Origin of the sequence: Desulfobotulus alkaliphilus (genome assembly GCF_007830435.1) — a bacterium.
In the GTDB taxonomy this organism is placed as follows: Bacteria; Desulfobacterota; Desulfobacteria; order Desulfobacterales; family ASO4-4; genus Desulfobotulus; species Desulfobotulus alkaliphilus.
Genome location: NZ_VLLC01000003.1, coordinates 180,690 through 205,226, shown reverse-complemented (window position 1 = coordinate 205,226; position 24,537 = coordinate 180,690). Strand labels below are relative to the sequence as shown.

The window sequence follows — 24,537 nt, the reverse complement described above, 5'->3', positions numbered from 1 at the left end:
ACAGGGATAAGGATGTCGTTGAAAAAGGCTTTGACCGCATGAAAAACAATCTTGATCTTGGCAGGCTAAGGGTTCACAGCAATCACAAGGCCTGGAACAAAACCTTCGTTGGTTTTTTGGCGCTTATATTGTTGTCAAAGATCCATTACACGATGGTGCAGGAAAAATTGTACTGCAAAATGACAATGAAAGAGCTGATTTTAACTTTATCCAAACTACGCATTCAGGAAATTAAGGGAGTTAGAATCCTTTTCCCATTAACCAAGCTTCAAAAAACTATCTTCAAAGCCTTTGGAGCTAAAGAGCCTTCGTAGGTATAAAAATGAGCGGGATTTTAGGTTAAAAATGAGGTAGAGAAGATTTCTTCTCTGAAAAAAAAGGAATAAACCTCACCATGGCTAAATCCGGGGGCTTTACAGCGATTTCCGGTAAGGAATGATCCAAAACAATGCTGTTCCCTGTCTCCCTAAAGCATCCCTCCATGGCTTGCCATGACAAGCCCCCTTACCCTGTTCCTCGCAGGCGATATTGTCCGGTTTTATGGTGAAAGGAAGCCTTCATGTACAAATTACTCCCGGAAAACAAAAACTGGACCCTTCAGGACAGGGTTTTCATGGCTATCTGCATCATGGGAACAATCCTCTGCTTCATATTCAGCATTGCGGCCATAAGGGATGGCAATACCCTGCTGGCTTCCGTTGATTTTATCATAGCCCTTGTCTTTCTGTTAAGCGGCCTGTGGACCTGCTTCAGACCGGGCACAGAAAAACCTAAAAAAATAATTATTTTATTCGTATCTGTCTTCTTTTTCTATCTTTTCATCAGTGGCGGTGCCCATTCCACAGGATTTATCTGGGGGATACTCATACCCGTATGCAGCTTCTTTTTTCTGGGATTAAGGTCCGGACTCCGTTTAACATCCGCCTATTTTGCCACCATTGCAGGGGCCTTTCTTTTTGCAGATCATATCTGGCCCGATCTCGCACCCGTAACAACGGATACCTTTATAAGATTTGGGGCCGTGTATGTAACGGCCGGACTCATCCTGTTTCTTTATGAAAAAGGAAGGGTCAACAACGAAACAAGGATACGGGCAGAAGCAGATAAAAGAAAGGAATCCGAAGAAAGACTTTCCGATATTCTGAATCATATCAACGATGTTATCTGGTCAGGATCATGGCCGGATACAAGCCGTATTTATTTCATTTCTCCTTCCGTTGAAAAAGTTTATGGCCGCTCCCAGGAAGCTTTTCTGAAAAATCCAAAGCTCTGGTCTGAGGTCATTGTTCCGGAAGACCATACGGTCATCAGGCAGATGTTCTCAGAACTCAAAGAAAGGGGCCATACGGAAAAGGAATACAGAATCATCCACTTTAACCGGAGTATCCGATGGGTGCATGTCCGGGCTTCCCTGATTTTTGACAAGGAAAACAAGACATATCGGTGCGATGGCATTCTTACGGACATCAGCGCACGAAAAGAAGCCGAAGAACGGTTCCGCCTCATGATTGAGGAGGCCAATGACCTGCTTCAGATCATGGATAAAGACGGCACTATCATCATGGTTAATGGCAAAATACTTGATATGCTGGGCTACCATCCCGAAGAACGTCTGGGCTTCAATGCCCTGAATGATATCCACCCCGATGATCTGGCGGAAATTATGTCCGTGCTGCAAAATGCCATGGACAATCCCGGAAGCATCTACCATTCGGAATACAGATACAGGCACAAAGACGGGCACTGGGTATATCTGGAAGCCAGCGGCAGCAGCCATTTCCATGATGCCATCGGTGGATTTTTCATTTCCACAAGGGATATCACCGAGCGCAGGCTTGCCGAAAAGGCACTCCATGAAAGCCATATGGAACTGGAAAAAACCACGGAACTGGCAAAGGAACTTGCCGTGAGGGCAGAGGCTGCCAGTGCTGCCAAATCAGAATTTCTGGCCAACATGAGCCATGAAATCCGAACCCCCATGAACGGGGTCATGGGCATGGCTGGTCTGCTTCTGGATACGGAACTGAATGCAGAGCAGCGGCGTTATACACAAACCCTCCATTCCAGTGCCGCAGCCCTGCTTTCTCTGATTAACGATATCCTTGATTTTTCAAAAATTGAATCCGGCCATCTGGAGCTGGAATCTCTGGAGTTCAGCCTGAGGTCCATGCTGGATGATTTTGCGGGCATGATGGGTGTAAAAGCCGACCTGAAAAATCTGGAACTGATCGTTTTTGTGGAAGAAAAGATCCCGGACCGTCTCATGGGTGATCCCGGCCGTCTCCGGCAGATCCTCACCAATCTTGTGGGCAATGCCATCAAATTCACCCATGAAGGCGAAGTGCTGGTCCATGTAACCATGCTTTCCCAAAAGGATTCTGAGTTAGGTTTACAATTCAGGGTTCAGGATACGGGGATCGGCATCCCGGAAGATAAAATATCCCTTCTCTTCCAGCAGTTCAGTCAGGTGGATGCTTCCATCTCCCGGCAGTACGGCGGTTCAGGCCTCGGCCTTGCCATATCAAAACAGCTTGTTCAAATGATGCACGGAGATCTCGGAGTAGAGAGCGAGGAAGGCAAAGGCTCTTCCTTTTTCTTTTCCATACGCCTGACCATTTCAGAAAACAAAGATGCTGAAGCACAGGAAACGGCTCCCCTTGAAGGGGTAAGGGCACTGATCGTGGACGACAATACCACCAACCGGGAAGTGCTGCGGCTCCGGCTGGAGTCAAAGGGAATGATGATTGATGAGGCTGGGAGTGGTCCGGAGGCCCTTTCCATGATCTATCAGGCCATGGCTGGCGATCGGCCCTACCCTTTAGCTCTGCTGGACATGCAGATGCCGGGCATGGACGGTGAGGTACTGGGCCGTGCCATCAAATCCAACCCTGAATTAAAGGATATGCGCCTTGTAATGATGACCTCTGCCAGCAGACGGGGAGATGGGGCAAGGATGAAAGAAGCGGGGTTTGCCGCCTATCTCACCAAACCCGTACAGTATGGAGAGCTGTTCACCTGCCTTTCCCTTGTCCTGAGCGGAAAAGAACCTTCCGCCCTCATCACGAGACACACGGCCAAAGAAGTGCATCGTCGCCTTCTTCCGGATTTCTCAAGGCTGAAAGCCCGGATTCTTCTGGTGGAAGACAATATCACAAACCAGCAGGTAGCCCTTGGCATGCTTGATAAAATGGGACTTCGGGCAGATACTGCGGCCAACGGCATTGAAGCCGTTGAGGCCATGCAGATGCTTCCCTACGATCTCATTCTCATGGACATGCAGATGCCGGAAATGGATGGACTCTCGGCCACAAAAGCTATACGCAAAAGAGAAAATATCGCCGGGCAAGAACCGGTGACCGTCATCGCCATGACCGCCAATGCCATGCAGGGAGACAAAGAGAAATGCCTTGAAGCAGGCATGAACGATTATATCTCCAAACCCGTAAACCCGGAAAAACTGGCAGAAATTATCGAAAAATGGCTGGGCCAAGGGAAAAATGCGAAAGCACCCGAAATAAAAAAAGATGTGGGTGCTTCCAGCAGATCGGATATTCCGGATCATCCCCCACACAGCCAGACAGCCCTATCCAGCCAGCCATACCAGAAGCAGCGTCTCGTCTGGAACCCGGACCTTCTTGAATCCTACCTGCAGGGTGATAAAGACCTGATGAAGACCATTCTGGAAACCTTTGCGGCACGGGTGCCTTCAGCCATACAAAATCTTAAAGCAGCCTTTGAATCAAGCCATATGGAAGCAGCCCGGCATGAGGCCCACGCAATACGGGGTACAGGCGGCAATGTGGGAGCAGAAATTCTCATGGATATGGCCGAGCAGATGGAAAATGCCATCCTTGATGAAAATATGGACACAGCAATGGCCATTTTCCATGACCTGGAAAAGCAGGCGGACCTACTGATTTCGACCCTGAAAAGCGAACAGTGGATAACATAGGCAAATTCAGGATCTTACAAATACAAAAGAAAGACAGACTGCATAAAAGACCGTTCCTCTGGCTTTAAAAAACGGTCATCCACAGGACGCATGCGTTCGGAAACCGGGAGGGCAGGATGAAAAATGTCACACGTCCCAAAAACTTCATCATGGGCTTTTTTTGTACGTTTTTTCTTATTTTCCTGCCCATGATTTCTCCCGCCATGCCTCCGCAGACAGAAAAAGATGAGCGGGCACAGGCTGCCCGCACAGCCCAGCGCCTTGAAAGCATTTTAAAAAGTGCCCCTGCGGGAATCGGCATGGTGGAAAACAGGGTCATGACGGATGTCAATGATTACATTCTGAATCTCACGGGTTATTCCAGGCAGGAACTCATCGGAAAGCATGCCCGCATGCTCTATCCTTCACAGGAAGAATTCGATTTTGTGGGCCGGGAAAAGTACCGGCAGATCGCCCTTAAGGGCACGGGTTCCGTGGAGACCCGCTGGCTCTGTAAAAACGGTGACATCCGCCATATCATTCTATCATCAACGCCCCTTGACATTGAAAATCCCGGTGCAGGGGTAACCTTCACCGTCCTCGACATTACAGGCCGTAAAGAAGCAGAAACCAAACTGCTGGAGAGCGAAGAACGCTTCAGAAGCTTATTTGAGGGCAATACAGCCGTCATGCTGCTCATAAAACCTGAAACAGGGGACATTCTGGATGCCAATCCCGCAGCCATTGACTATTATGGCTGGTCCCGCAGCACCCTGACCCGGATGCGCATTCAGGACATCAACACCTTTTCCCCGGAAGAGGTGCAACAGGAAATGCAAAAAGCAGCGGCCAATGCACGCAACCATTTCGAATTCCGTCACCAAAGGGCCGATGGGTCCATCAGGGATGTGGCGGTTTTCAGCAGTGGTGTGCATATCGGATCAGAAAAGCTGCTTTTTTCCATTATTCACGACATCACAGACCGGAAAGAAGCGGAAGCCTCCCTCCTCTCCAGAACCCGGTGGTTTCTTACGGGTATCGCTGCCTTTGCCCTTGTGCTCATGGGACTGAGCTCCGGACTGCTCCTGAGTCTCAGACAGCAGAGAAAGGCCCAGCAAGCCCTGGAGACAAGCGAAGAGTCCCTCAAACGCCAGAACAATGTCCTGAACGCCCTGCTGAACAACCTTTCAAGCGGTGTCTTCATGGTGGAAGCCCCCGGCGGCAGGCCCCTCATCGCCAACCCCATGGCACAAAAACTTCTGGGAGCCGGTGTACTTCCAGAAATAAACCGCAGGAATATCTCTGAAATGTACAGGGCACACAGGCCCGGCAGTACAGAGCCTTATCCCGTAGATGAAATGCCCATTATTAGGGGAATGAAGGGAGAAAACAGCCACATTGACGACATGATTGTGGAGCGTCCCGATGGCAGCGAAGTCTGGCTGGAGGTTTTTGGTACCCCCATCCGCAATGATGCGGGGGAAATCTGGGCCAGTCTGGTTCATTTTCAGGATATCACCGAACGTAAAGAAGCGGAGGCGGAGCGGGAAAAACTTCATGCCCAGCTTGCCCAGGCCCAGAAAATGGAGTCCGTAGGCCGGCTTGCAGGAGGTGTTGCCCACGACTTCAACAACATGCTGGGGGTCATCTTAGGCCATGCGGATCTGGCACTTTCCCTGCTGGAGCCTGAGGATGCCCCGTATCCGGATCTGGAAGAAATCCGCAAAGCCGCCCTGCGCTCGGCGGATCTGACACGGCAGCTTCTGGGTTTTGCCCGCAGACAGACCATTGCCCCCGAAATTCTCAATCTGAACAACACCGTGGAGGAAATGCTCAAAATGCTCCGGCGGCTCATAGGCGAAGACATTGATCTGATGTGGAAACCGGCTGAACATATATGGACTGTCCGGCTGGACCCCTCTCAGGTAGACCAGATCCTTGCCAATCTCTGCGTCAACGCAAGGGATGCCATTACCGGTGTGGGCAAAATAACCATAGAAACGGCAAACACATCCTTTGGCACCAGCTATTGCGCCAGCCATGCGGGGTTCATTCCGGGCGACTACGTCATGCTGGCCGTAAGCGACAGTGGCTCAGGCATGGATGCGGAAACCCTCTCCCACGTCTTTGAACCCTTTTTCACCACCAAAGAAATGGGAAAGGGAACCGGCCTTGGGTTGGCCACCGTTTACGGCATCATTAAACAGAACATGGGATTTGTGAATATCTACAGTGAGCCGGGCCAGGGCACCAGTTTTAAAATTTATATCCCCCGCCATGGAGAGGCAGCGGACACGGTTCCGGATAAAAAAAATGCCCCTGCTGAAACCCGTGGTACGGAAACCATTCTTTTGGTGGAAGATGAACCCATGCTACTGGATGTAACGCGTACCATGCTGGAAAATTCCGGATACACCGTGCTTTCTGCGGGCTCTCCCGGAGAGGCCATACAACTGGCCCGTGAGTGTGAGGAATCCATTGCCCTGCTTTTAACGGATGTGGTGATGCCGGAGATGAACGGACGGGATCTGGCAGAAAAACTCAAAGCCCTGCATCCGTCCATGGACCAGCTGTTCATGTCCGGCTACACAGCCAATGTCATTGCAAGGCAGGGGGTACTGAAGGAAGGTGTTCATTTCATACAAAAGCCCTTTTCCGGCAGGGAACTGGCGGGGGAAATCCGGGAAATTCTGGGCTGAGCGTTCTGAGCTTCTCGTCCAGATCCGGGTAAAAGCTCGCAGCTAAAACATTTTTTTCATTTCCGGCAAAATCATTTTTTTGCTATGTTTTTTCCAGGCACCAGTCCTTTTCTTTGGATAAGACTTCTGCAAACAATTGAAGCATATGGCCGTTGGCTCTGATCAGGGTAAAATCCGGCAGAAGAAACAGAGGAAAAGGTGTCTGGCTTTTTTTGAGAGAATGGAGTGAAAAATGGCCCGAAAAATCCCCTATGCTGTGGCAAGCTATGAAAAAATCGTTCATGAAAACTACCACTTTGTGGACAAGACCCGTTTTATCCATGAGCTGGAAAGATACGAGGTTCCGGTTTTTCTCAGGCCCCGGCGTTTCGGCAAAAGCCTCTGGTGCTCTATTCTGGAATGCTATTACGATATTCAGCGTAAAGATCAGTTCGACACCCTGTTCGGGCATACGGAAATCGGTCTCAATCCCACTGCTTTAAAAAACAGCCACCTTGTTCTGCGTTTTGACTTTTCCAAGGTCAGAGCCAGTGACAGTCTGGAAGAAATCGAAATTTCCTTTAAGGAAGAGTGCCTGAACAGCTTCGGGCTTTTTCTGAATCAATACAGGGCTTTTTTACCGGATTTCATTCAGCCTGAAAGCCGTGATGCCAGCACCATGCTGGCCCGTATTCTGCAAACCGTCCGCATGGGCCATGCTCCGCCGGTTCACATTATCATTGATGAATACGACAACTTCACCAACCAGCTCCTCAACACCCGTCAGGACAGACTGTACAATGCCCTGACCACGGGGGACTCTTTTCTGCGTTCCTTTTACAAGGTCATCAAGGCCGGTGTGGGGGAAGGCTCTGTGGCACGGGTTTTCATCACCGGCGTGCTGCCCGTGACCATGGATGATCTCACAAGTGGCTTTAATATCGGGCAGGTCATTACCCTCAAGGAACATGTGCTGGAGATGCTGGGGTTTACGCAAGGCGAGGTGGAAGCCTATGTGGATGCCATTTTTAAGGAAGAGGCTTTCCCCGAAAATCTTAAAGCCCGTGTGCTGGAAGATCTGAAAACCCACTACAATGGCTACCGTCTTCTGCCCGATGCCGAAAATCCCCTTTACAATTCCACCATCTGCAATTTTTACCTCAATGATCTTGTGCTGGGAAAGGGCAAAATCCCTGTAGAAACCATGGACGACAACCTGCGGGTCAGCGTAGATTGGCTGCGGCGACTGGCAGGGGGCGATCATCCGGCACGGGAGCTTCTGGAGCATCTCATGCTTGAAGGTACTCTGAGGGCAGACCTTACCCTGCTGAGGAGCCGGTTCAGCATGAACCGCTTCTTTTCTCCGGAGTTTCTGCCCATCAGCCTGTATTATCTCGGCATGGTGACCTTTAAGGGGGAGTTCCGGGTGGGCTTTCCCAACCTGAGCACCAAGCGGATTTTTGCGGAATACTTCAACGAGCTTGAAAGAATTGATGTCTCCGGTGACTACGCAGAAATTTTCGAGGCCTTTTTGGAAAAGGGCGACATGGCCGAACTCTTTGCCGGATACTGGAGAACCTATGTGGGGCAGATTCCGGCCCAGGCCTTTGATAAAGCCAATGAGAACTTTTTCCGCACCACCTTTTTTGAGCTGTGTGCCCGTTTCCTTTCCCGCCACCTTTTCATTGCCATTGAGGTAAACCGGCCTTCGGGGCGCAGCGATTTTGAAGCCATCGGCAGGCCCGGAAGCCGTTTTGAGGGAAAAGCCCATGTGCTGGAATTCAAGCATCTTTCCCGGCAGAAAGCAGCGGAGATGAATCTTGAGAAGATGGAAGGCCCAGGGGCCGAGGAAGTGGAACAGGTGGGCCGCTATGCCCGTGATCTCAAAGCCCAGTGGCCGGAACTTACGGTATGCTCCCATGTGGTGTATACGGTGGCAGGGGCGGGGTTCCGGTTTTTCAGCCTGTAGAGTAGATCAAAGCATGAATATCTTCAAACCGTTCTGCCAGACCTACCCAAAACTACCCATAGGTAGCTTTGGCGCTGACTTCCTGCTTCACAGAGACTGCCCAGAGGAACGGCTTGGTTTTTGCCAATAAAACTCCCCATGGTGAGGAGTTTTACGCCGATGAGGCAACCGCATACTCCTCCAGGTCTCACAATCTCTCCGCAGGCTTCACATTCGGCGGAACTCGCCGTAGAAGCGAACGCTCGGTGTTTTTTTAACAGATACCTTGTGTTGTGTAAAGTGCATGAGACATACCTAAATTAAATACAAATGATTAAATTTAGTTATTTTTATTCTAAACAGTCGAAACCCTAAAAATCACTGGCATCAGGAATTACCTGATACTGCTGCACATCCTTCACCCCCTGCGCCACTGCCTCCACTGCCGCAGAAAGGGCGTCCCTGTTCTTATCCCTGCAGATTGTCTCCATGCGACAGGCAGCATCCCGCAGGGCCTCAGCGCCCACCTGTGCGGAGATCCCTTTCAGCGTATGGGCTTCCAGCTCAAGGCCATGGAAATCCCCTTCTTTCAAAAAACCCTGCATCTTCTCAAGGTGAACGGGAATGGCCACATGGAAATCATCCATGAGACCGGCTGCCAGCTCCAGATCCCCCATGGTCATGATTTCAAGGGTTTCAGGATTCCACACCTTCCCTTTATGCTCCGGGGCAGATGGCATTTCACCTGCCCCGGCACCTTCATGGCTGCTCCGGTTTCCCAGCCATTTCTGCAGCACTTCAGCCAGCGCATGGGGAATGACGGGCTTGGCAAGGTAATCATCCATGCCCGCTTCAAGGCATTTTTCCCTGTCTCCCTGCATGGCATAGGCGGTCATGGCAATAATGGGGATACCCCGGTTGCTATGGCAACTGTCCGGGGTTCGAATTTTCTGTGTGGCACTGAGTCCGTCAAGAACGGGCATCTGCACATCCATAAGTACAAGATCATACATTTCATTTTCAAGTTTGCCCAAGGCTTCAGCCCCATCCCCCGCCGTATCCGCATCCAGTCCCAGCCGGGATAAAATACCAAGGGCCACCTTCCGGTTGATGGGGTTATCATCCACAAGAAGAATACGGTATCCGCTTCCGGCAAAGGAGGGCAGGGTTTCCCGGACGGTGTGCCGGGTCAGGATGGAAGTTCCCGTTGGAAGGGGCTTTTCCCTCAGCCCCAGAGCCATACAGCAGAGGGCCTGAAGATCCTGATGGATCACAGGCTTTGGGAGCACTCCCGTAAAACCGATATCCGCCAGCTCAGCGGCCTCCCCCCGCTGGGCAAGGGAGGATAGCATGATGAGCCGGATATCCGCCAAAGCAGGCCTTGCCCGGATGATGCGGCCCAGCTCCCTGCCATCCAGTCCCGGCATCTGCATGTCCAGGACCGCCATGGGAAAGGGATCTTTGTTCATAACCGCTTCTTCCAGCATCTGCAAAGCCTTTGCCCCGTTTTCCGCCCCGGCGGGCCGCATCCCCCACAGATTCATACGGATACGCAGCACTTCCCGGTTGGTGGCATTGTCATCCACAATCAGACAGCGAATACCCTTCAGGCCTTCGGGCGGCAGGGCAGGTACCCATAATTCCTGATCCTGCAGCTTCAGTTTCAGGGTGAACCAGAAGGTGCTGCCCTCTCCGTGGCGGCTTTCCACGCCCATTTCTCCACCCATGAGGGTGACAAGCTCTCTGGAAATGGCAAGGCCTAAGCCCGTTCCTCCGTACTGGCGTGTGGTGGCGCTTTCCACCTGAGAAAATTTCTCAAAGAGCAGGTGCTGTTTTTCTTCGGGAATACCAATGCCCGTATCCCGTATGGCCACATGGAGAAGGACATGACCGTCTTCCCCGGAAAGTTTTCCTATCCGGATACAGACCTCTCCTTCCGGAGTGAATTTAATGGCATTGCCCACAAGGTTGGTAAGAATCTGGCGCAGCCTTCCCGGGTCTCCCTGTACCCGCAGAGGAACATCAGGATCCATGGAAAAAACAAGCTCTATGTTCTTTTCCTGCGCCCGCAAGGCCATGGAAAGACAAATCTCCTGCACCAGCCTTTCAAGGTCAAAGTCCAGCATGTCAAGGTTCAGTTTTCCGGCCTCAATCTTGGAAAAATCCAGAATATCATTGATGATTTCCAAAAGGGCGGCAGCACTGCTGCTGATGGTTTCCCCATAACGGCGCTGCTCATCATCGAGCTGTGTATCAAGGAGAAGATCCGTCATGCCGATAACCCCGTTCATGGGGGTTCGGATCTCATGGCTCATGTTGGCAAGGAATTCACTTTTGGCAATGCTGGCCATCTGGGCCTGCAGGGCCATTTCCTGGGCCTGCCCAATGACATCTTCAAGGGCATGGTTGGTCATTTCAAGCTCTTCCCTGGACCGGACCAGCTCCATTTCCCCTTCCTTGCGTGCCGTAATATCCTGAATGGAAAGAAAGATTCCCGAAACCACAGGATCATGGAGAAGGTTGCAGCCCCTCGTTTCCACCCAGACCCAGTGCCCCTTTTTATGGCGGTAGCGGTAGGAAATACGATCCTTGGCAAAGGGCTCCTTGCTAACCCTCCCTATGGCCTGCCGAACGGCGGGCAGATCATCGGGATGAATCCTTGCCAGATTATCCTGCATGGAGGTCTTTTCGTCCGGAGTATAGCCAAGAATGCTCTCCACCTGAGGGCTGACATAAATGGCATTGCCGTTGAGATCTATAATCTGGGTGATGGTATCCGAATTTTCCTCCAGTACCCGAAACCGCATCTCACTGGCCTTCAGCCTTTCCTCCCATTCTTTCTGCCGGGTTATATCCGTCTGGATTCTGTCCAGACGAACGGCCCTGCCATCCTCATCCTTCACAAGATAGCAGTTGGCATTGACCCAGCGCACGCTGCCATCTGCATGGAGAATCCTGTAACTGTGATTGTTGTACCCCTCTTCCTCAAGCTTCTGCCGTACATTGTCAAAGCGATTCAGATCCTCGGGATGGACGGTAGTGAAATAAATATCCGGATTGTCATGGAAAGACTGCAGGGGAAGACCATAAAGGGATTCTGCGGAAGGACTGATGTAAAAAAGGGTTTTCATGTCCGGCCAGCTTAAGGACCAGACCACATGGGTTAGATTATTTAAAATATCAATGAGCTTCTTCTCATTCTCAAGGATTATCTTCTGGCTTCGCCGCAGCTCGGCCACAGCCCTGCGGTGCTTGTAGATCCAGAAAAGAATGGCTGCAAATGCACAGGCTGTAAGGAAAAAAAGGGGCGGTGTGAAAAGGGCCAGAAAAGTAAAAGAAAGAAGGATAGCGAGCGCGGCAAAGGGGCGTTTCAGCACTGTTTTCGTCCGGATTTGTTCAGAAGGCATGGCACACTCTTTCCGGTCAGCCAGTCCGCATGATACGGTCTGCCGATGTCATTTTAAAAAACCTGAAAAAAAACCGATGTTCAGCAAATCAGAGCGCAATAAACTTTGAAAAGGAACTCCCTGCCTTCCTTTATCCACCAAAAATACACCGTTCACTCATTTTTTGGAACCTCAAAAAAAGGCCCCCTTAAACACCCTCCACCATGGGGAGACCCGCCTTGAATTATTGCTTGAACAAAAAAATGCTTTATGTCATTTTTAAAAAACTTTTCAACGATTCTTTTCCAGCACCATCTCCATTAAAAAAACTTCACCGGCTTTCTGCCGGACCTTATCTGCCCCGGCTTTTATTTTTGCATTGAATCCCATTCCCGGCAAAAGCTCCACCGAAGGAGAAAAGATACATGGTGTTTTTTGTTTTCAGAACATCATCCGAAAAAACCTCTCCTTACCCAAAGAAAGGAAATCCGCCCGATGATTATTCAGGTATGCAGCGAAGGCCGCCTTGAAGCAGCAGAAAAAATTGCCCGCAGCCTGGCTTCAGATCCAAGGGTAAAAAGCCTTTTAATACTCGGATGCGATGGTAACGAGTGGACAAAGGAAGAAGCAGACCCCCTGTTCCAATCTCTTCCGGTTCCGGTTTTCGGAGGCATCTTCCCGCAGATTCTTGCCGGGGGTAAGAACCTTGAAAAGGGAACCCTTGTGGCAGGACTCCGTCATCCCGTAAAACCCTTTGTTATTAAAGATATCAGCCGCCCTGAAACAGAGCCTGAAGATGCACTTGAAGATCTCCTTTCCGGCGAAGATTTTTCTTCTGCAACACTTTTTGTCTTTGTGGATGGCATGGCAAAACGCATTGCAGAACTCGTGGAGGGCCTTTTCAATACCCTTGGCCTTGAACCCAATTATGTCGGCGGGGGTGCCGGTTCCCTCAGTTTCAACCAGAAGCCCTGTATTATTACCCCGGAGGGACTTCTTATGGATGCCGCCGTTCTCGGCCTTTCAGAGGTATCAAGCGGCATCGGTGTCGCCCATGGCTGGCATCCGGTTTCAGAGACCATCAAGGTGACAGCATCCTCAGCCAACCGGGTTCTTTCCCTGAACTGGAAACCCGCCTTTGACGTGTACAGGGAAATCATAGAAAAACACGGAAATGTCTCCTTTGAAAAAACACCCTTTTTCGATATTGCCAAGGCCTACCCCCTGGGTATCGCCCGCATGGGTGCGGAAATGGTGGTGCGCGACCCCATACTCACGGAAGAGAATGCCCTTGTCTGTGTGGGCGAGGTTCCGGAAGGCAATTATATCCACATTCTGAACGGAGATATGGACTCCCTTATTAAAGGAGCCGTGGAGGCCAGAAACACTGCATCAGCCAGCTACAGGGGAGAAGAAAAAAATCCGGTCCTTTTTTTCATGGACTGTATTTCAAGGGTTCTCTTCATGGGAGATGATTTCCACAGGGAGATTCAGGCCGTAGAACAGGGCAGTGTTACCTTCGGGGCCTTGAGCCTTGGAGAAATAGCCAATACCGGTGATGCCTTCCTTGAGTTTTATAACAAGACCGCAGTTGCAGCCCTGCTTGGAGATGCCTGTGAACCCTGATATGTATAAGGATGCTTTCCTTCAGATCGCCTTTGCCATCAGTGGTGAGTTCAGCCTCAAAACCATACTGAAAAACAGCCTTACGGTTTTTCTCAGAAAGCTGAACTGCACCATGGCCGCCGTGGTGCGCACCGGCAAAGGGGAACCGGTGACGGAACACATCCTGCCCAAAGCCATGGCAGGCCATGGGGGCTACCTTGAACCCATGGCCAGGCTGATCCATGCCCTGGAGGAAGCACCAGCTCTCCCATGGCATTCAGTGCAGCATGGCGAACAGCACTGCTATGCCTTTATGCTGGAAGATTTCGGTTTTCTTTTTCTTGCAAGGGCTGCTGCCTTTGATGATTTTTTTCTCCATGAAATGGCCCCCATGGGCAAGATGCTCACAAGGGCCTGCCTTGCCTGCCTTGCCCTTGAAAAAAGACAACAGAACGAAGAAGAAATGCTGACCCGCAAGGCGCACTTTGAATCCGTTTTTACCAGCACCAATGACGCCATGGTTTACTTTGACACAAACCATTGTATTTTTAACGTAAATGAACGTTTTACGGAATTGTTCGGCTATACCCTTGAAGAAGTATCGGGAAAAAATATCAATACGGTTGTTGATCCCCTGAAACAGGAACATGAATACGGCTCTCCCAGAATTCTTGGCGGAGAAACCATTGAAATGGAAGCCGTCCGATATGCCAGGGATGGCCGGGCCATTGAAGTAATGCTGAAGGGCGGCCCTGTCCGCATCCATGGCATCATTCAAGGCGGCTATGCCACCTACTCCGACATTTCAGAGAGAAAAAGAAATGAGCGCATGCTCCTTGAAAGCAATTTTCTTCTGGAAAAATCCATAGAAAGGGCCAACCATCTGGCCGAAGAAGCAAAAATGGCCAGCATCGCCAAAAGTGAGTTTCTGGCAAACATGAGCCATGAAATACGAACCCCCATGAATGGCGTTCTGGGCATGGCAGGGCTGCTTCTGGATACAGCTCTGGACGAAAAACAGCGGCGTTATGCGGAAACCCTTGAATCCAGCGCCAAAGCCCTGCTCTCTCTGATCAACGATATCCTTGATTTTTCCAAAATTGAGTCCGGTCATCTGGAGCTGGAAGCCCTGAATTTCAGCCTGAGACCCCTGCTGGATGACCTCGCCGCCATGATGGCTTTCAAGGCTGACGAAAAGGAACTTGAACTCATCTTATTCATAGAAGAAAATGTTCCAGATCGCCTTAATGGAGATCCGGGCAGACTTCGTCAGGTTCTCACCAACCTTGTGGGCAATGCCATCAAGTTCACCCATGAAGGAGAAGTGCTGATCCATGTGAGTCTGCTGGCAGAAAAAAATGATGAAATCACCATGGAATTCAGAATCCGGGATACGGGCATCGGCATCCCAAAGGACAAAACACCCCATCTTTTCAAGCAGTTCACCCAGGTAGATGCTTCCATATCAAGGCGCTACGGAGGAACGGGCCTTGGCCTTGCCATCACAAAACAACTGATAGAACTCATGGGAGGAAATATTGAGGTTGACAGCGTGGAAGGCAAGGGATCGGTATTCTGTTTTTCCGTGAAAATGAAGACAGGATCACCGGTACAACAGGAACAGATTGCATGCACAGCACTCAGCGGTCTCAGGGTACTGGTTGTGGATGACAATGCGACAAACAGGGAGATACTGAATATCCGTCTGCAAGCCGCAGGCATGATCATTCATGAGGCAGAAAATGGCCCTTCAGCACTTGGGGCCATTTATCAGGCTCTTGAAGAAAAAAAACCCTATGACATGGCCATTCTGGACATGCAGATGCCGGGCATGGGCGGCGTATCTCTGGGCAGAGCCATAAGATCCAATCCCCTTCTTAATGATCTCCGCCTGGTCATGATGAGCTCCTCAAGCCGTCGGGGAGACAGCGCCATGGTAAATGAAATCGGCTTTTCCGCCTATCTGACCAAACCCGTTCCCTATGGCGAACTTTTCACCTGCCTTTGCATGGCCCTTGGCAGCAGGGAACCTTCGGACCTTGTAACCCGGCATACGGTAAGGGAGGCCCGCTACAGCCGCCAGCCTGATTTTTCAGAACAAAAAATCCGCATCCTTCTGGCGGAGGACAATCTCACCAATCAGCAGGTAGCCCTTGGCATGCTGGAAAAAATGGGCCTTCAAGCAGACACCGCAGAAAATGGCGAAGACGCACTTTCATCCATAAAAGCCCATACCTACGATCTGATTCTTATGGATATGCAGATGCCCCGGATGGACGGTCTCAGGGCCACGGCAGCAATCAGAAAACACGAAATCCTTGAAAACAAAAAATCCGTCCCCATCATTGCCATGACCGCCAATGCCATGCAGGGAGACAGGGAAAAGTGCCTTCAGGCAGGCATGAATGACTATATATCCAAGCCCGTAAATCCGGAAACACTGGCAAAAACCATTCAAAAGTGGCTGAGCCTGCAGCCTGTCCCTGAGACAATGCCTGTAGAAACAGGGGCGGCAGATTCTTTTCCGGTATCGGAAAAACCCCATGAACCCCAGAGTCTATCATCGGATTTAGTTGCGGATACTCCCTCTGACAACAGACAATCCCCTGCTGCCTGGAACCCCCTGACCCTTGAAACATATCTTTACGGGGATCAGGATATGGTGAAAACCATTCTGGAAACCTATGCGGCACAGCTTCCGTCATCCATGCAGACCCTGAAAACTGCCCTTGAATCCGGGAACCGGGAAGAAGCCCGGCATAAAGCCCATGCGCTTCGGGGTACAAGCGCCAATGTGGGGGCAGAAATTCTTATGGATATAGCGGCAAAGATGGAAGAGAGCATCTTTTATGGGGATATGGATACCGCCGCTGCCATTTTCCCTGAACTGGAAAAACAGGTGTATCAGCTCATTCGGATACTGAAAGATAAAAAAATGATACCGCCCTAACATACCCGGAATAAAAATTGCACAACAAAAGAGAATGGACCCTGCCAAGGCCAGGGAGCCCATGTTGAATCCTTACCAGAAGACCACTGCGGAATCGAGACAGCAGACAAACACACTACTGTATCACAATTACCTTCACAGAACACCCATGGGGAGAAACAGCAATGAAAACGATCAGAGACTTTTTTACAAAAAACAAAGCAGGCATCGTTTTTTTCAGCATCACCCTTGTCCTTTCCCTTTCAGTCGGCCAGATATTCCGGGATCTGCCCCCTATTTTTTTACTCCTTCCAACGGTGGCAGTCCTTTTTGTCTTTTACGTCCATGGGAAAAAGAAAGAATCGGATGCCATTGATCTTGCCACGGAATACCTGAAAAAAAGCGCCCTTGTGGATTATTGTGTCATGGGCAGCGCATATGAAGCCCTGTCTGAACTGGAAAACGGATTTACGGACATTCTGGGAAACAAAGCGCAGATTGAAAAGGTCTTCAGAAATGCCATGCAGGCAGACCGCAGCAATCATTTTTTAGGGTTCTGGGTCTGCTGGTCTGAAAAGGAAGACAGCCTTTATATCTACAGAGACGGCAATGACCTAAAAACCATGCCCCTTGATGACTACAAAGACTGGGACTACTACAAAATCCCCATGAGAAAGGGCGAAACCTGCATCATCAAACCCTTTTACTTTGAACTTGAAGGTCAGCAGGTTCTCATGACAACCCTTTCCCTGCCATTGAAAAAAGGGGACCGGATTACAGCCGTCATAGGCATTGACATCAGGCTTGAGGTGGCCAAAGAGATTGTTCCCGATCTTGTATTTATGATGACGGATTATCATGGCAAATCAAAAGCTGAACTTGAAAAGATTGCAGAAACCCGCAGCAACGCCTTCCACCCCCTGTACCTGTCCATAAAAGCCCTTGGCATCTATTATGATAAGATTCTGGAATATTCCAACATTGTTGCTTCTTCTGCCACGGAGCTGTCTTCCGTAAGTGACGATACCAGCAGAAGCCTCCACACCCTTTCTGAAAAAACAGCAACGGTTGCCGCCGCCGCAGAGGAGGCCAGTGTGGGAAGCGCCACCATTGCCGCCAGCATGGAACAGGCGGCAACCAATCTCTCCAGCGTTGCCAGTGCCTCGGAAGAAATGAGTGCGACCATCAACGAAATTGCATCCAACACGGAAAAGGTGAAATCCATCAGCTTCCAGGCTACGGAGCAGGCAGCAACCACCTCTTTGATGATGCAGCAGCTTGGCACGGCCATCCGGGAAATCACCCTGTTCACAGAAACCATCACTGAAATATCGGAACAGACCAACCTTCTCGCCCTGAATGCCACCATTGAGGCTGCCCGTGCCGGAGAATCCGGCAAAGGCTTTGCCGTGGTTGCCGGTGAAATCAAGGAGCTGGCCAGACAGACGGCCGCGGCCACAGAGGATATCAAAAAAAGGGTGGGAGGTGTTGAAAATGCCGCTGGGAATGCCATCAAAGATATCGACAGGATTACTGCCATCATAAAAAACGTGGGAGAATACATTGCAGGTATTGCCACAGCCATTGAAGAGCAGTCTTCCGTAACCAGCGAGATGGCATCCAACATTGCCCAGGCTTCGGCGGGAGTTCATGAGGGAACCGAAGCCGTAGGCCAGACAGCTTCCGTCTCCAAAACCATGGCTCAGGATATTGCGGATGTGAACCATGCGGCAGCCCACATCCGCTCTGGCGGCCAGCAGGTACAGATAAGTGCTGCCGAACTTTCCCGTCTGGCGGAACAGCTCAAGGGGCTTGTCGGCTGAGGCGGCCACAGGGTCTTTGGTATTTCTGGAAACTTAACTTTTTTCACATGGCAATGACGGCCTCAATTTCTATGGTGGCATTTTTGGGAAGCCCCGCCACCTGCACCACGGCCCTTGCTGGTGGCGGTCCCTCAAAAAAGCCCGCATAGACATCATTCACCACGGGAAAATCTTTCATATCCAGAAGAAAGATTGTGAGCTTTACGGCCCGGCCCAGATCCGTTCCCGCCGCCTTTGCAATGGCGGCAATGTTTTTCATGCATTGGCTTGTATGCTCCGCAATTCCCCCTTCCACAAAAAGGCCGGTTTCCGGATGCAGGGGAATCTGTCCGGATACAAAAAGCAGGCCGCCAGCCACAACGCCCTGAGAATAGGGGCCTATGGGCGCAGGGGCTTTAGCGGTGGATACGGCTTCCACAGAAAGGTTTTTATTCATCCATGATCTCCTTTTTTCTTCAATGATTCCTTATCAAAACATCATCATCTCCTGCCCCAAAATATCTTCCTTGACATCCCGCAATCCCTGTTCTTATCCTTTCTCGGTCTCCGAAGCCCCGGTGACCTCTCACCGGGGTCTGTGTGGACAAACTGGTTCTTATGGATTTTGATCTCAGTCCCCCGATTTCCAAGACCAGTAAAGAGGATACAAAAGCTTTATACTCCAAACGGTCAGCCTTGAAACATTTGAAAATTTCAGGCGTACGATGTCACTGTAATAGTAGAAGCGGCTTCCAGCCGCTTTAAAGAATGCGCCAGGATGGCGCATCTACAAAACGCAGCAATACGGTGCAGGCTGCTGTTCAGGAGTTTTTCAACATCGCTTTAAGGCTGGCCCGTGTATCAAAAAAGCAACAGCGTCAGGATAAAATAATGGAAATGTGATGAAAAAAACAGAAGTTAAAACGATATTTTTTGACAACGACGGCGTGCTTGTGGATACGGAAAAATGCTATTTTGAGGCCAATCAGCGGGCACTGACAGACTTGGGCATCTCCATGAGCCTTGGGGATTATCAGAAATATTTCCTGCGCTCATCAAGGGGGATTCATGCCATCCTCGGCGATGCTCCCAAGGCATTCCTTGAGGACTTCAGAAAAAAAAGAAAGCAGTACCATATGGAACTGCTGGCGGAAAAACCCATTGCCATACCTGGTGTGGACCGCATTCTTCCCCTGCTGTCGAAACACTTCCGCATAGGGGTTGTGACAAGCTCGGAAAAGGAACCCTTTGAGAGGATTCACAAACGTACGGGCTTTGCCCCGTATTTTGATTTTGTAATCTGCAGGGAAGATGTAAAATTTTCCAAGCCCCACCCGGAACCCTACCTCAAGGCACTTGCCTTTGCCGGATGTGCTCCGGAACACTGCCTTGTCATTGAGGATGCCGAAAGGGGGCTGCGTGCTGCCCTTGCTGCCGGTCTCTGCTGCTGGGTGATCCCCGGTCCCATGGCCTGTGGCGGCTCCTTTAGCGGTGCCGGACGTATCCTTGGCAGTCTGGAAGAAGCAGCCTCCCTTTTGCTATGAACCATCCGATGCTTCACGGCTTTTGGATCACCCGGATTCTCCGGGCCTGATCCGGCCTGAGATAAAGGCGCAGGCCTGTTTTCATCCCCACAACGATCTGGCTCCGGCCACCATGGCCTATGGGCTGGGCCGGGGTGACGGCTTCAAGGTAAAGGGTTTTTCCCGGAGCAATGGAAAATCCGTCCAGCATGGAAAGGGCCCTGCTGCCGCCAATGAGCTGTTTTACCAGAAAGGGTTTGCCCCTGCCTGCCATGGCAAACTGCAGCTCCCGGCCTTCCATTTCTCCCCATATTTTGGTGGCCATCCCTTCGGTGAGTTTAAAATGCTCATTGCCCATGCGGATATGATAATTCATGGGTGGTACGCGATGCTCCATGCGCAGGTTATCGTTTTCCCTTATCCCTAAAATTTCAAGACCTTCTGCCAGAGAACTGCCGCAGACAAGGCCCTCCACATGGCCCGTTTCTCCGGGGAGCATTTCCAGTACAGGGGTTTTATGGCCGTCATCATGGTGAACAATCACCTTGGCCGCCATGCCGCCTGCCAGTACCACATGGCCCCTTGGACCGTGTATCCGCACCGGTCCCAGATGGATTTCCTCATCCAGACGCATCAGAAAATCCCCTGCATAGATACCCATGCGGGCCAGACGGTCGCTGAGCATGGCATCGTCAATTTCGGACAGAATCAGGGGAATGTTGCAGGGGGCCTGATCAAGATGGAAGAGCATCCTGTTCTCCTTTGTTCATGGCTGCATAGGCCAGAATACCAATGGTTGAAGCATTGTGCAGGGCTGCGGAGGTAAGGGTACTGATGCGTCCCGTACCCGCCAGAACCAGCAGGGTTGAATTGATGCCCACCGCAGACCAGAGGGCGTTATGCAGCACTTTAGACGTATCCCGGGCAATGCTTCTTGCCAGCACAAGACCGTCCAGATCATCCTTCATCAGCACCACCTGGGCCGCATCCCTTGCCAGATCCGCACCTTCGGACATGCAGATGCCCACGTCCGCAGAAAGCAGGGCCGGAGAGTCATTCACCCCGTCTCCCACAAAGGCAACCTTTCTGCCTTCCTCCTTCAGCCTCGCCACAATGCGGGCCTTGTCTTCGGGTTTCAGACCCGCATGGACCTCATCCAGCTCTTTAAGCTGATCCGCAACGGCGTGAACCGGCCTCGGCTGATCTCCGCTGAGCATCACAAGGTGGCTGAAACCGGAAGCTTTCAGGGCTTTTAAGGTAGCGCCCGCTTCGCTGCGCAGGGTATCCCTTAAGGCCATGAGTGCCACCAGCCTTCCTTCCAGTGCGAGGTAAAGAAGGGTCTTTCCCCCATCCTGAAGGATCTCTGCCTCCCCATCCACCTCTGCGCAGGAAATACCCTCATCTTCTTCTATGAAGTGACGGCTTCCCACAAGCACACGCTTGTCATCCACATAGGCGGAAACCCCGTGGGCCACGATGAAATCCACCTGACTGATGGGCGGCAGACTGAGATTTCTTTCCCTTGCAGCCTTCAGAACAGCCCTTGCAACGGGGTGCCCGTAATGTTCTTCCGCACCTGCGGCCAGAGCCAGCACCTCATCTTCAGTAAAATCTTCCAGTGGCAGAATATCCGTAAGTTCCAGAAGACCGTGGGTGAGGGTACCGGTTTTGTCAAAAATAAGGGTATCCACACTGCCCAGAGCCTCCAGGGCCTGGGCACCCTTGAGCAGCACCCCGTTTTTCCCGGCATGGTACATGGCCGTTCGCACGGCCACAGGCGTTGCAAGCTTGATGGCGCAGGAATAATCCACTGCCAGCACCGATGCAGCCCTTGCCGCAGAACCGGTCAGGGCATAAACGCCAAGACCCACCCCGAAGGTGAGGGGCACCAGCCGGTCAGCCAGTGTATGGCTCCAGCGCTGGTGGCCGGACTGGGTCCGCAGGGATTTTTCCAGAAATTTTCCGATGCGGGCCATGCTGGTTTCCTTGCCCACATTCAGGGCTTCCACCCTCAGCCTGCCCTCTTCAATGATACCGCCCGAAAGCACTTCGCTTCCGGGCATGGCATGGACGGGAGAGGATTCTCCGGTGATGGAACAGGCATTCACGGAAGCTTCGCCGGATATCACAAGCCCGTCCACAGGAATCATTTCTCCGGGACCGCAGATCACAATATCCCCCACCATGGCCTGATCCGAGTCAATCAAAACCTCGGTTCCATCCCTTTCCACCCTGAGGCGGTCCGCTTGGGGGCGGAGGAGGTTTTTCAGAAGGTCATTGGCCTGACGGGTGCTGGATTCTTCAAAGTAGGCAGCCATGGAGAGCATGGCGCCTACGGCGTTGCCCACAAAATAATTTTTCCGGGCAAGGGACATGAGCCTTACGCTGGCATCCAGCACCTCCACCTTCAGGCCTTCCGTGACAAGGGTTTCCGCACCGCCCACAAGGGTAGGGATGGACAGTGCCCAGGAAAAGGGCCCCTGAAGGGATCTGGGCAGAAAGGGGGTGATGGCTGCAGCAAAGGTACGTGTGCCCACCTCAAAGAGATCCGGTCCGCTTCTCTGGCTGACTTCCGGCAAAAAAGCCTCATTGGGAAGGTTTTGCAGCCGGAGAAGGATTTCATCCCGTACATCGGCTCCGGGATCATGCTCCACCACAATGGAGCCGGAACCTGTGTTCATTCTCACCTGAAGAACACCGGGAAGGGCGGCAATGAAGGCGGTCACATAGTCCGGATCCAGGGCAGGATTGGTGAAAGTTCTGCTTTTCACACGGAATCGTCCCGGAATACTGTGTACCACCTGAACAGAGGGATTGTCCGGCATATATCGGATTCGGGTCATGGGGATTTTTTCTTTTTCGGGGTGTAGAGAAGATGATGCCAGGCACTTAAGCCCACCAGCGCAGCACCGGCAACCACATGAAGGCGACGGGAGGTTTTTGAATTCACCAGACCCGTAATCACTGTGGCTCCAAGGCAGACAGCCAGACCCAGCTTAACATTATCCCTTTTCCTGCGGATTTCCCCAGCACGGGACACCTTCCCTGCTGCACCTCTTCCCTGACATTCCATGGGATTCATGACTGCCTCCTCTGTGAAATCTTCCCGGCCCTCTCCCATGGGGAGGTGGCCGGGATAAGGCTTTTTGTTTCAATTTTTTACCAGAATATCAGGAATCCTTCTGACTCATTTCGGCACGGATATCATGAATCTGTTCCTTGACTTCCTCTACGCCGCCCTGCACCGCAGACCATATTTTCACCACACCGCCCACAAGGGCCTTCTGTATGGTTGGGTTGGTCAGCACAAGGGCGGCGGCGGCCCCCACCACAAAACCTTTCAGATAGCCGGAATTGCGGAAATCCACCCAGCTTTCAAAGGTGCCCGGTGCCTGGGGTGGATAATAATAGGTCTGGCCATCGCTATGCACCAGATACTCATTGGGAACCGCCTGATAGCCGTAGGCGTAGGCGGTATTATATTCCTGGGGAGCGTAGGTGTAGCCTGTCTGGGGATAGGTATAGTAGGGCGTATTGTTATGGCTCATATTTTTCTCCTGTTCACATATGAATCAGAAAGGGACAGGGCTGCATTTCCGGAGGAGGCCCCATGCTGTCCCATTTTATGTAAGGCATCAGGCCTTTTTGTCGGACACAGCCTTGTCCGCAAGGTATTTTACACCAATGGTCACGGAAAGAAGTCCCAGAAGAGAAAGGGTGCCCCGAAGCCCCACCGCACTCACGGCTGCTGTTCCAATGGCCGTTGCGATGCCCGTGGTGGCACTTTCCTTAAGCACATCCTTGACGGCGGCTTCCTTTGTTATTTCATCTTCCTTTACCCTCCGGATGTTTTTGGCTGTGGCGATGCTGCCCCCCACAAGGGCTCCTGCAGTACCCATGGCCAGGGAGGCTCTGGGCGCAACACCGATGTGCAGGCTGGTGGGGTTTGTATTCTGCATATCCATGCGGCTCATAGGTCGGCCTCCTCTTTGGGCTGGGTATTGTTTTCTGTTGAGGTCTTTTCATCGGTGGCTGCGGCAGCTCCGGAGAGTCCGGCAAGGCCCTTTGCCAGAACGGCTTTGGGTGCATCCGTTGTGAAAAGGAGGGTAATGCCCGTACCAATCAGGGCACCCTTCCAGAAATCTGAGCTGACGGTCTGGAAAAAATTCATAAAACCTGAAATATCCGGCTGCCCGTTGGCGGCATCACGGATCAGACCATAAAGATGGCCGTAGTGCATGGCCATATCCTGGGGGTTGGGCATTGAACCTGCGTGGGCTGTTCCCGGAGGCGGCCCGTAAAAGGGTGCTCCGTTGGGATAGGGCGGCGCATAACCCGGCATGGCATGGGAAGAGGATGTGGCAGAAGAACCCTTGCAGCATCCTCCGGCATGGCCGGATTTTTCCGAAGGACTGGCTCCGGAGCTTTCCTTTGCTCCCTGACCACAGGATGCCTCTTCGGCCTGAGGGGGAGCTCCCTGGGCTGGCTGACCGGGGAGGGGATATCCCTGCGGTGCAAACTGGGGAGGCTGCTGTCCCGGCATGGGATATCCCTGAGGCGCAAACTGGGGCGGTTGCTGACCCGGCATGGGATAGCCTTGAGGCGCAAACCGGGGAGGCTGCTGTCCCGGCATGGGATAGCCCTGGGGTGCAAACAGGGGCGGTTGCTGACCCGGCATGGGATGGCCCTGAGGTGCAAACCGGGGAGGCTGCTGACCCGGCATGGGATGGCCCTG

15 protein-coding genes and 1 pseudogene are annotated in these 24,537 nt (G+C 51.7%); 8 read left to right on the top strand and 8 right to left on the bottom strand.

Going from position 1 to position 24,537, the window contains the following annotated elements; genetic code table 11:
• From LZ24_RS17115 to LZ24_RS03610, 4 genes are all read left to right on the top strand, one after another.
• The coding region (locus tag LZ24_RS17115) for a hypothetical protein (protein WP_222427515.1) at positions 1 to 314 on the top strand (314 nt) is incomplete at its 5' end.
• 245 nt (positions 315 to 559) lie between these two features.
• Positions 560 to 3,952 carry a response regulator gene (locus tag LZ24_RS03620; protein ID WP_144682420.1) on the top strand — a complete coding sequence of 1,131 codons (3,393 nt, stop codon included), beginning with the start codon at positions 560 to 562 and terminating at the stop codon, positions 3,950 to 3,952.
• 116 nt (positions 3,953 to 4,068) lie between these two features.
• Positions 4,069 to 6,630 (top strand): PAS domain S-box protein, encoded by a 2,562-nt coding sequence (locus tag LZ24_RS03615; protein ID WP_144682418.1) that lies wholly within the window; start codon positions 4,069 to 4,071, stop codon positions 6,628 to 6,630.
• A gap of 232 nt (positions 6,631 to 6,862) precedes the next feature.
• The gene (locus tag LZ24_RS03610; protein ID WP_144682416.1) at positions 6,863 to 8,578 is read left to right on the top strand and encodes an AAA family ATPase; all 1,716 of its coding nucleotides are present in this window, start codon (positions 6,863 to 6,865) and stop codon (positions 8,576 to 8,578) included.
• Between the two features lie 350 nt (positions 8,579 to 8,928).
• Here the strand turns inward: LZ24_RS03610 and LZ24_RS03605 are convergent, their stop codons facing one another.
• Positions 8,929 to 11,964 (bottom strand): hybrid sensor histidine kinase/response regulator, encoded by a 3,036-nt coding sequence (locus LZ24_RS03605; RefSeq protein WP_144682414.1) that lies wholly within the window; start codon positions 11,962 to 11,964, stop codon positions 8,929 to 8,931.
• A gap of 474 nt (positions 11,965 to 12,438) precedes the next feature.
• Here LZ24_RS03605 and LZ24_RS03600 point away from each other — a divergent pair, with 474 nt between their 5' ends.
• From LZ24_RS03600 to LZ24_RS03590, 3 genes are all read left to right on the top strand, one after another.
• Complete coding sequence (locus LZ24_RS03600) at positions 12,439 to 13,569, top strand: FIST signal transduction protein (RefSeq protein ID WP_144682412.1); 1,131 nt, start codon at positions 12,439 to 12,441, stop codon at positions 13,567 to 13,569.
• Positions 13,559 to 16,498: a response regulator gene (locus LZ24_RS03595; protein ID WP_186442908.1), complete on the top strand. Its 2,940-nt coding sequence runs from the start codon at positions 13,559 to 13,561 to the stop codon at positions 16,496 to 16,498. The genes LZ24_RS03600 and LZ24_RS03595 overlap by 11 nt, the downstream gene beginning before the upstream one ends.
• Positions 16,499 to 16,662: 164 nt before the next feature.
• Positions 16,663 to 18,300 (top strand): methyl-accepting chemotaxis protein, encoded by a 1,638-nt coding sequence (locus tag LZ24_RS03590; RefSeq protein ID WP_144682408.1) that lies wholly within the window; start codon positions 16,663 to 16,665, stop codon positions 18,298 to 18,300.
• A gap of 43 nt (positions 18,301 to 18,343) precedes the next feature.
• Here LZ24_RS03590 and LZ24_RS03585 read toward each other — a convergent pair whose 3' ends face one another.
• Positions 18,344 to 18,736, bottom strand: a complete 393-nt coding sequence (locus LZ24_RS03585) for a Rid family detoxifying hydrolase (protein ID WP_144682406.1) — start codon at positions 18,734 to 18,736, stop codon at positions 18,344 to 18,346.
• A gap of 445 nt (positions 18,737 to 19,181) precedes the next feature.
• On the opposite strand from LZ24_RS03585, the gene LZ24_RS03580 reads away from it, so the two are divergent.
• Positions 19,182 to 19,823, top strand: a complete 642-nt coding sequence (locus LZ24_RS03580; RefSeq protein ID WP_144682404.1) for an HAD family hydrolase — start codon at positions 19,182 to 19,184, stop codon at positions 19,821 to 19,823.
• Positions 19,824 to 19,836: 13 nt separating this feature from the next.
• Here the strand turns inward: LZ24_RS03580 and LZ24_RS03575 are convergent, their stop codons facing one another.
• The 6 genes and pseudogenes from LZ24_RS03575 to LZ24_RS03550 form a co-directional block, all read right to left on the bottom strand.
• Positions 19,837 to 20,553: a FeoA domain-containing protein gene (locus tag LZ24_RS03575; RefSeq protein ID WP_144682402.1), complete on the bottom strand. Its 717-nt coding sequence runs from the start codon at positions 20,551 to 20,553 to the stop codon at positions 19,837 to 19,839.
• Positions 20,537 to 22,645 (bottom strand): heavy metal translocating P-type ATPase, encoded by a 2,109-nt coding sequence (locus LZ24_RS03570; RefSeq protein ID WP_246118508.1) that lies wholly within the window; start codon positions 22,643 to 22,645, stop codon positions 20,537 to 20,539. Before LZ24_RS03570 ends, LZ24_RS03575 begins: the two co-directional genes overlap by 17 nt.
• Positions 22,642 to 22,884 (bottom strand): hypothetical protein, encoded by a 243-nt coding sequence (locus tag LZ24_RS03565; RefSeq protein WP_222427514.1) that lies wholly within the window; start codon positions 22,882 to 22,884, stop codon positions 22,642 to 22,644. Before LZ24_RS03565 ends, LZ24_RS03570 begins: the two co-directional genes overlap by 4 nt.
• 88 nt (positions 22,885 to 22,972) lie before the next feature.
• The gene (locus LZ24_RS03560; RefSeq protein ID WP_144682400.1) at positions 22,973 to 23,350 is read right to left on the bottom strand and encodes a YtxH domain-containing protein; all 378 of its coding nucleotides are present in this window, start codon (positions 23,348 to 23,350) and stop codon (positions 22,973 to 22,975) included.
• Between the two features lie 87 nt (positions 23,351 to 23,437).
• Positions 23,438 to 23,776: a magnetosome protein MamC gene (locus LZ24_RS03555; RefSeq protein ID WP_144682398.1), complete on the bottom strand. Its 339-nt coding sequence runs from the start codon at positions 23,774 to 23,776 to the stop codon at positions 23,438 to 23,440.
• Positions 23,773 to 24,537 (bottom strand): annotated as a pseudogene (locus LZ24_RS03550) (hypothetical protein); the annotation flags it as partial. The pseudogene LZ24_RS03550 and the gene LZ24_RS03555, both read right to left, overlap by 4 nt.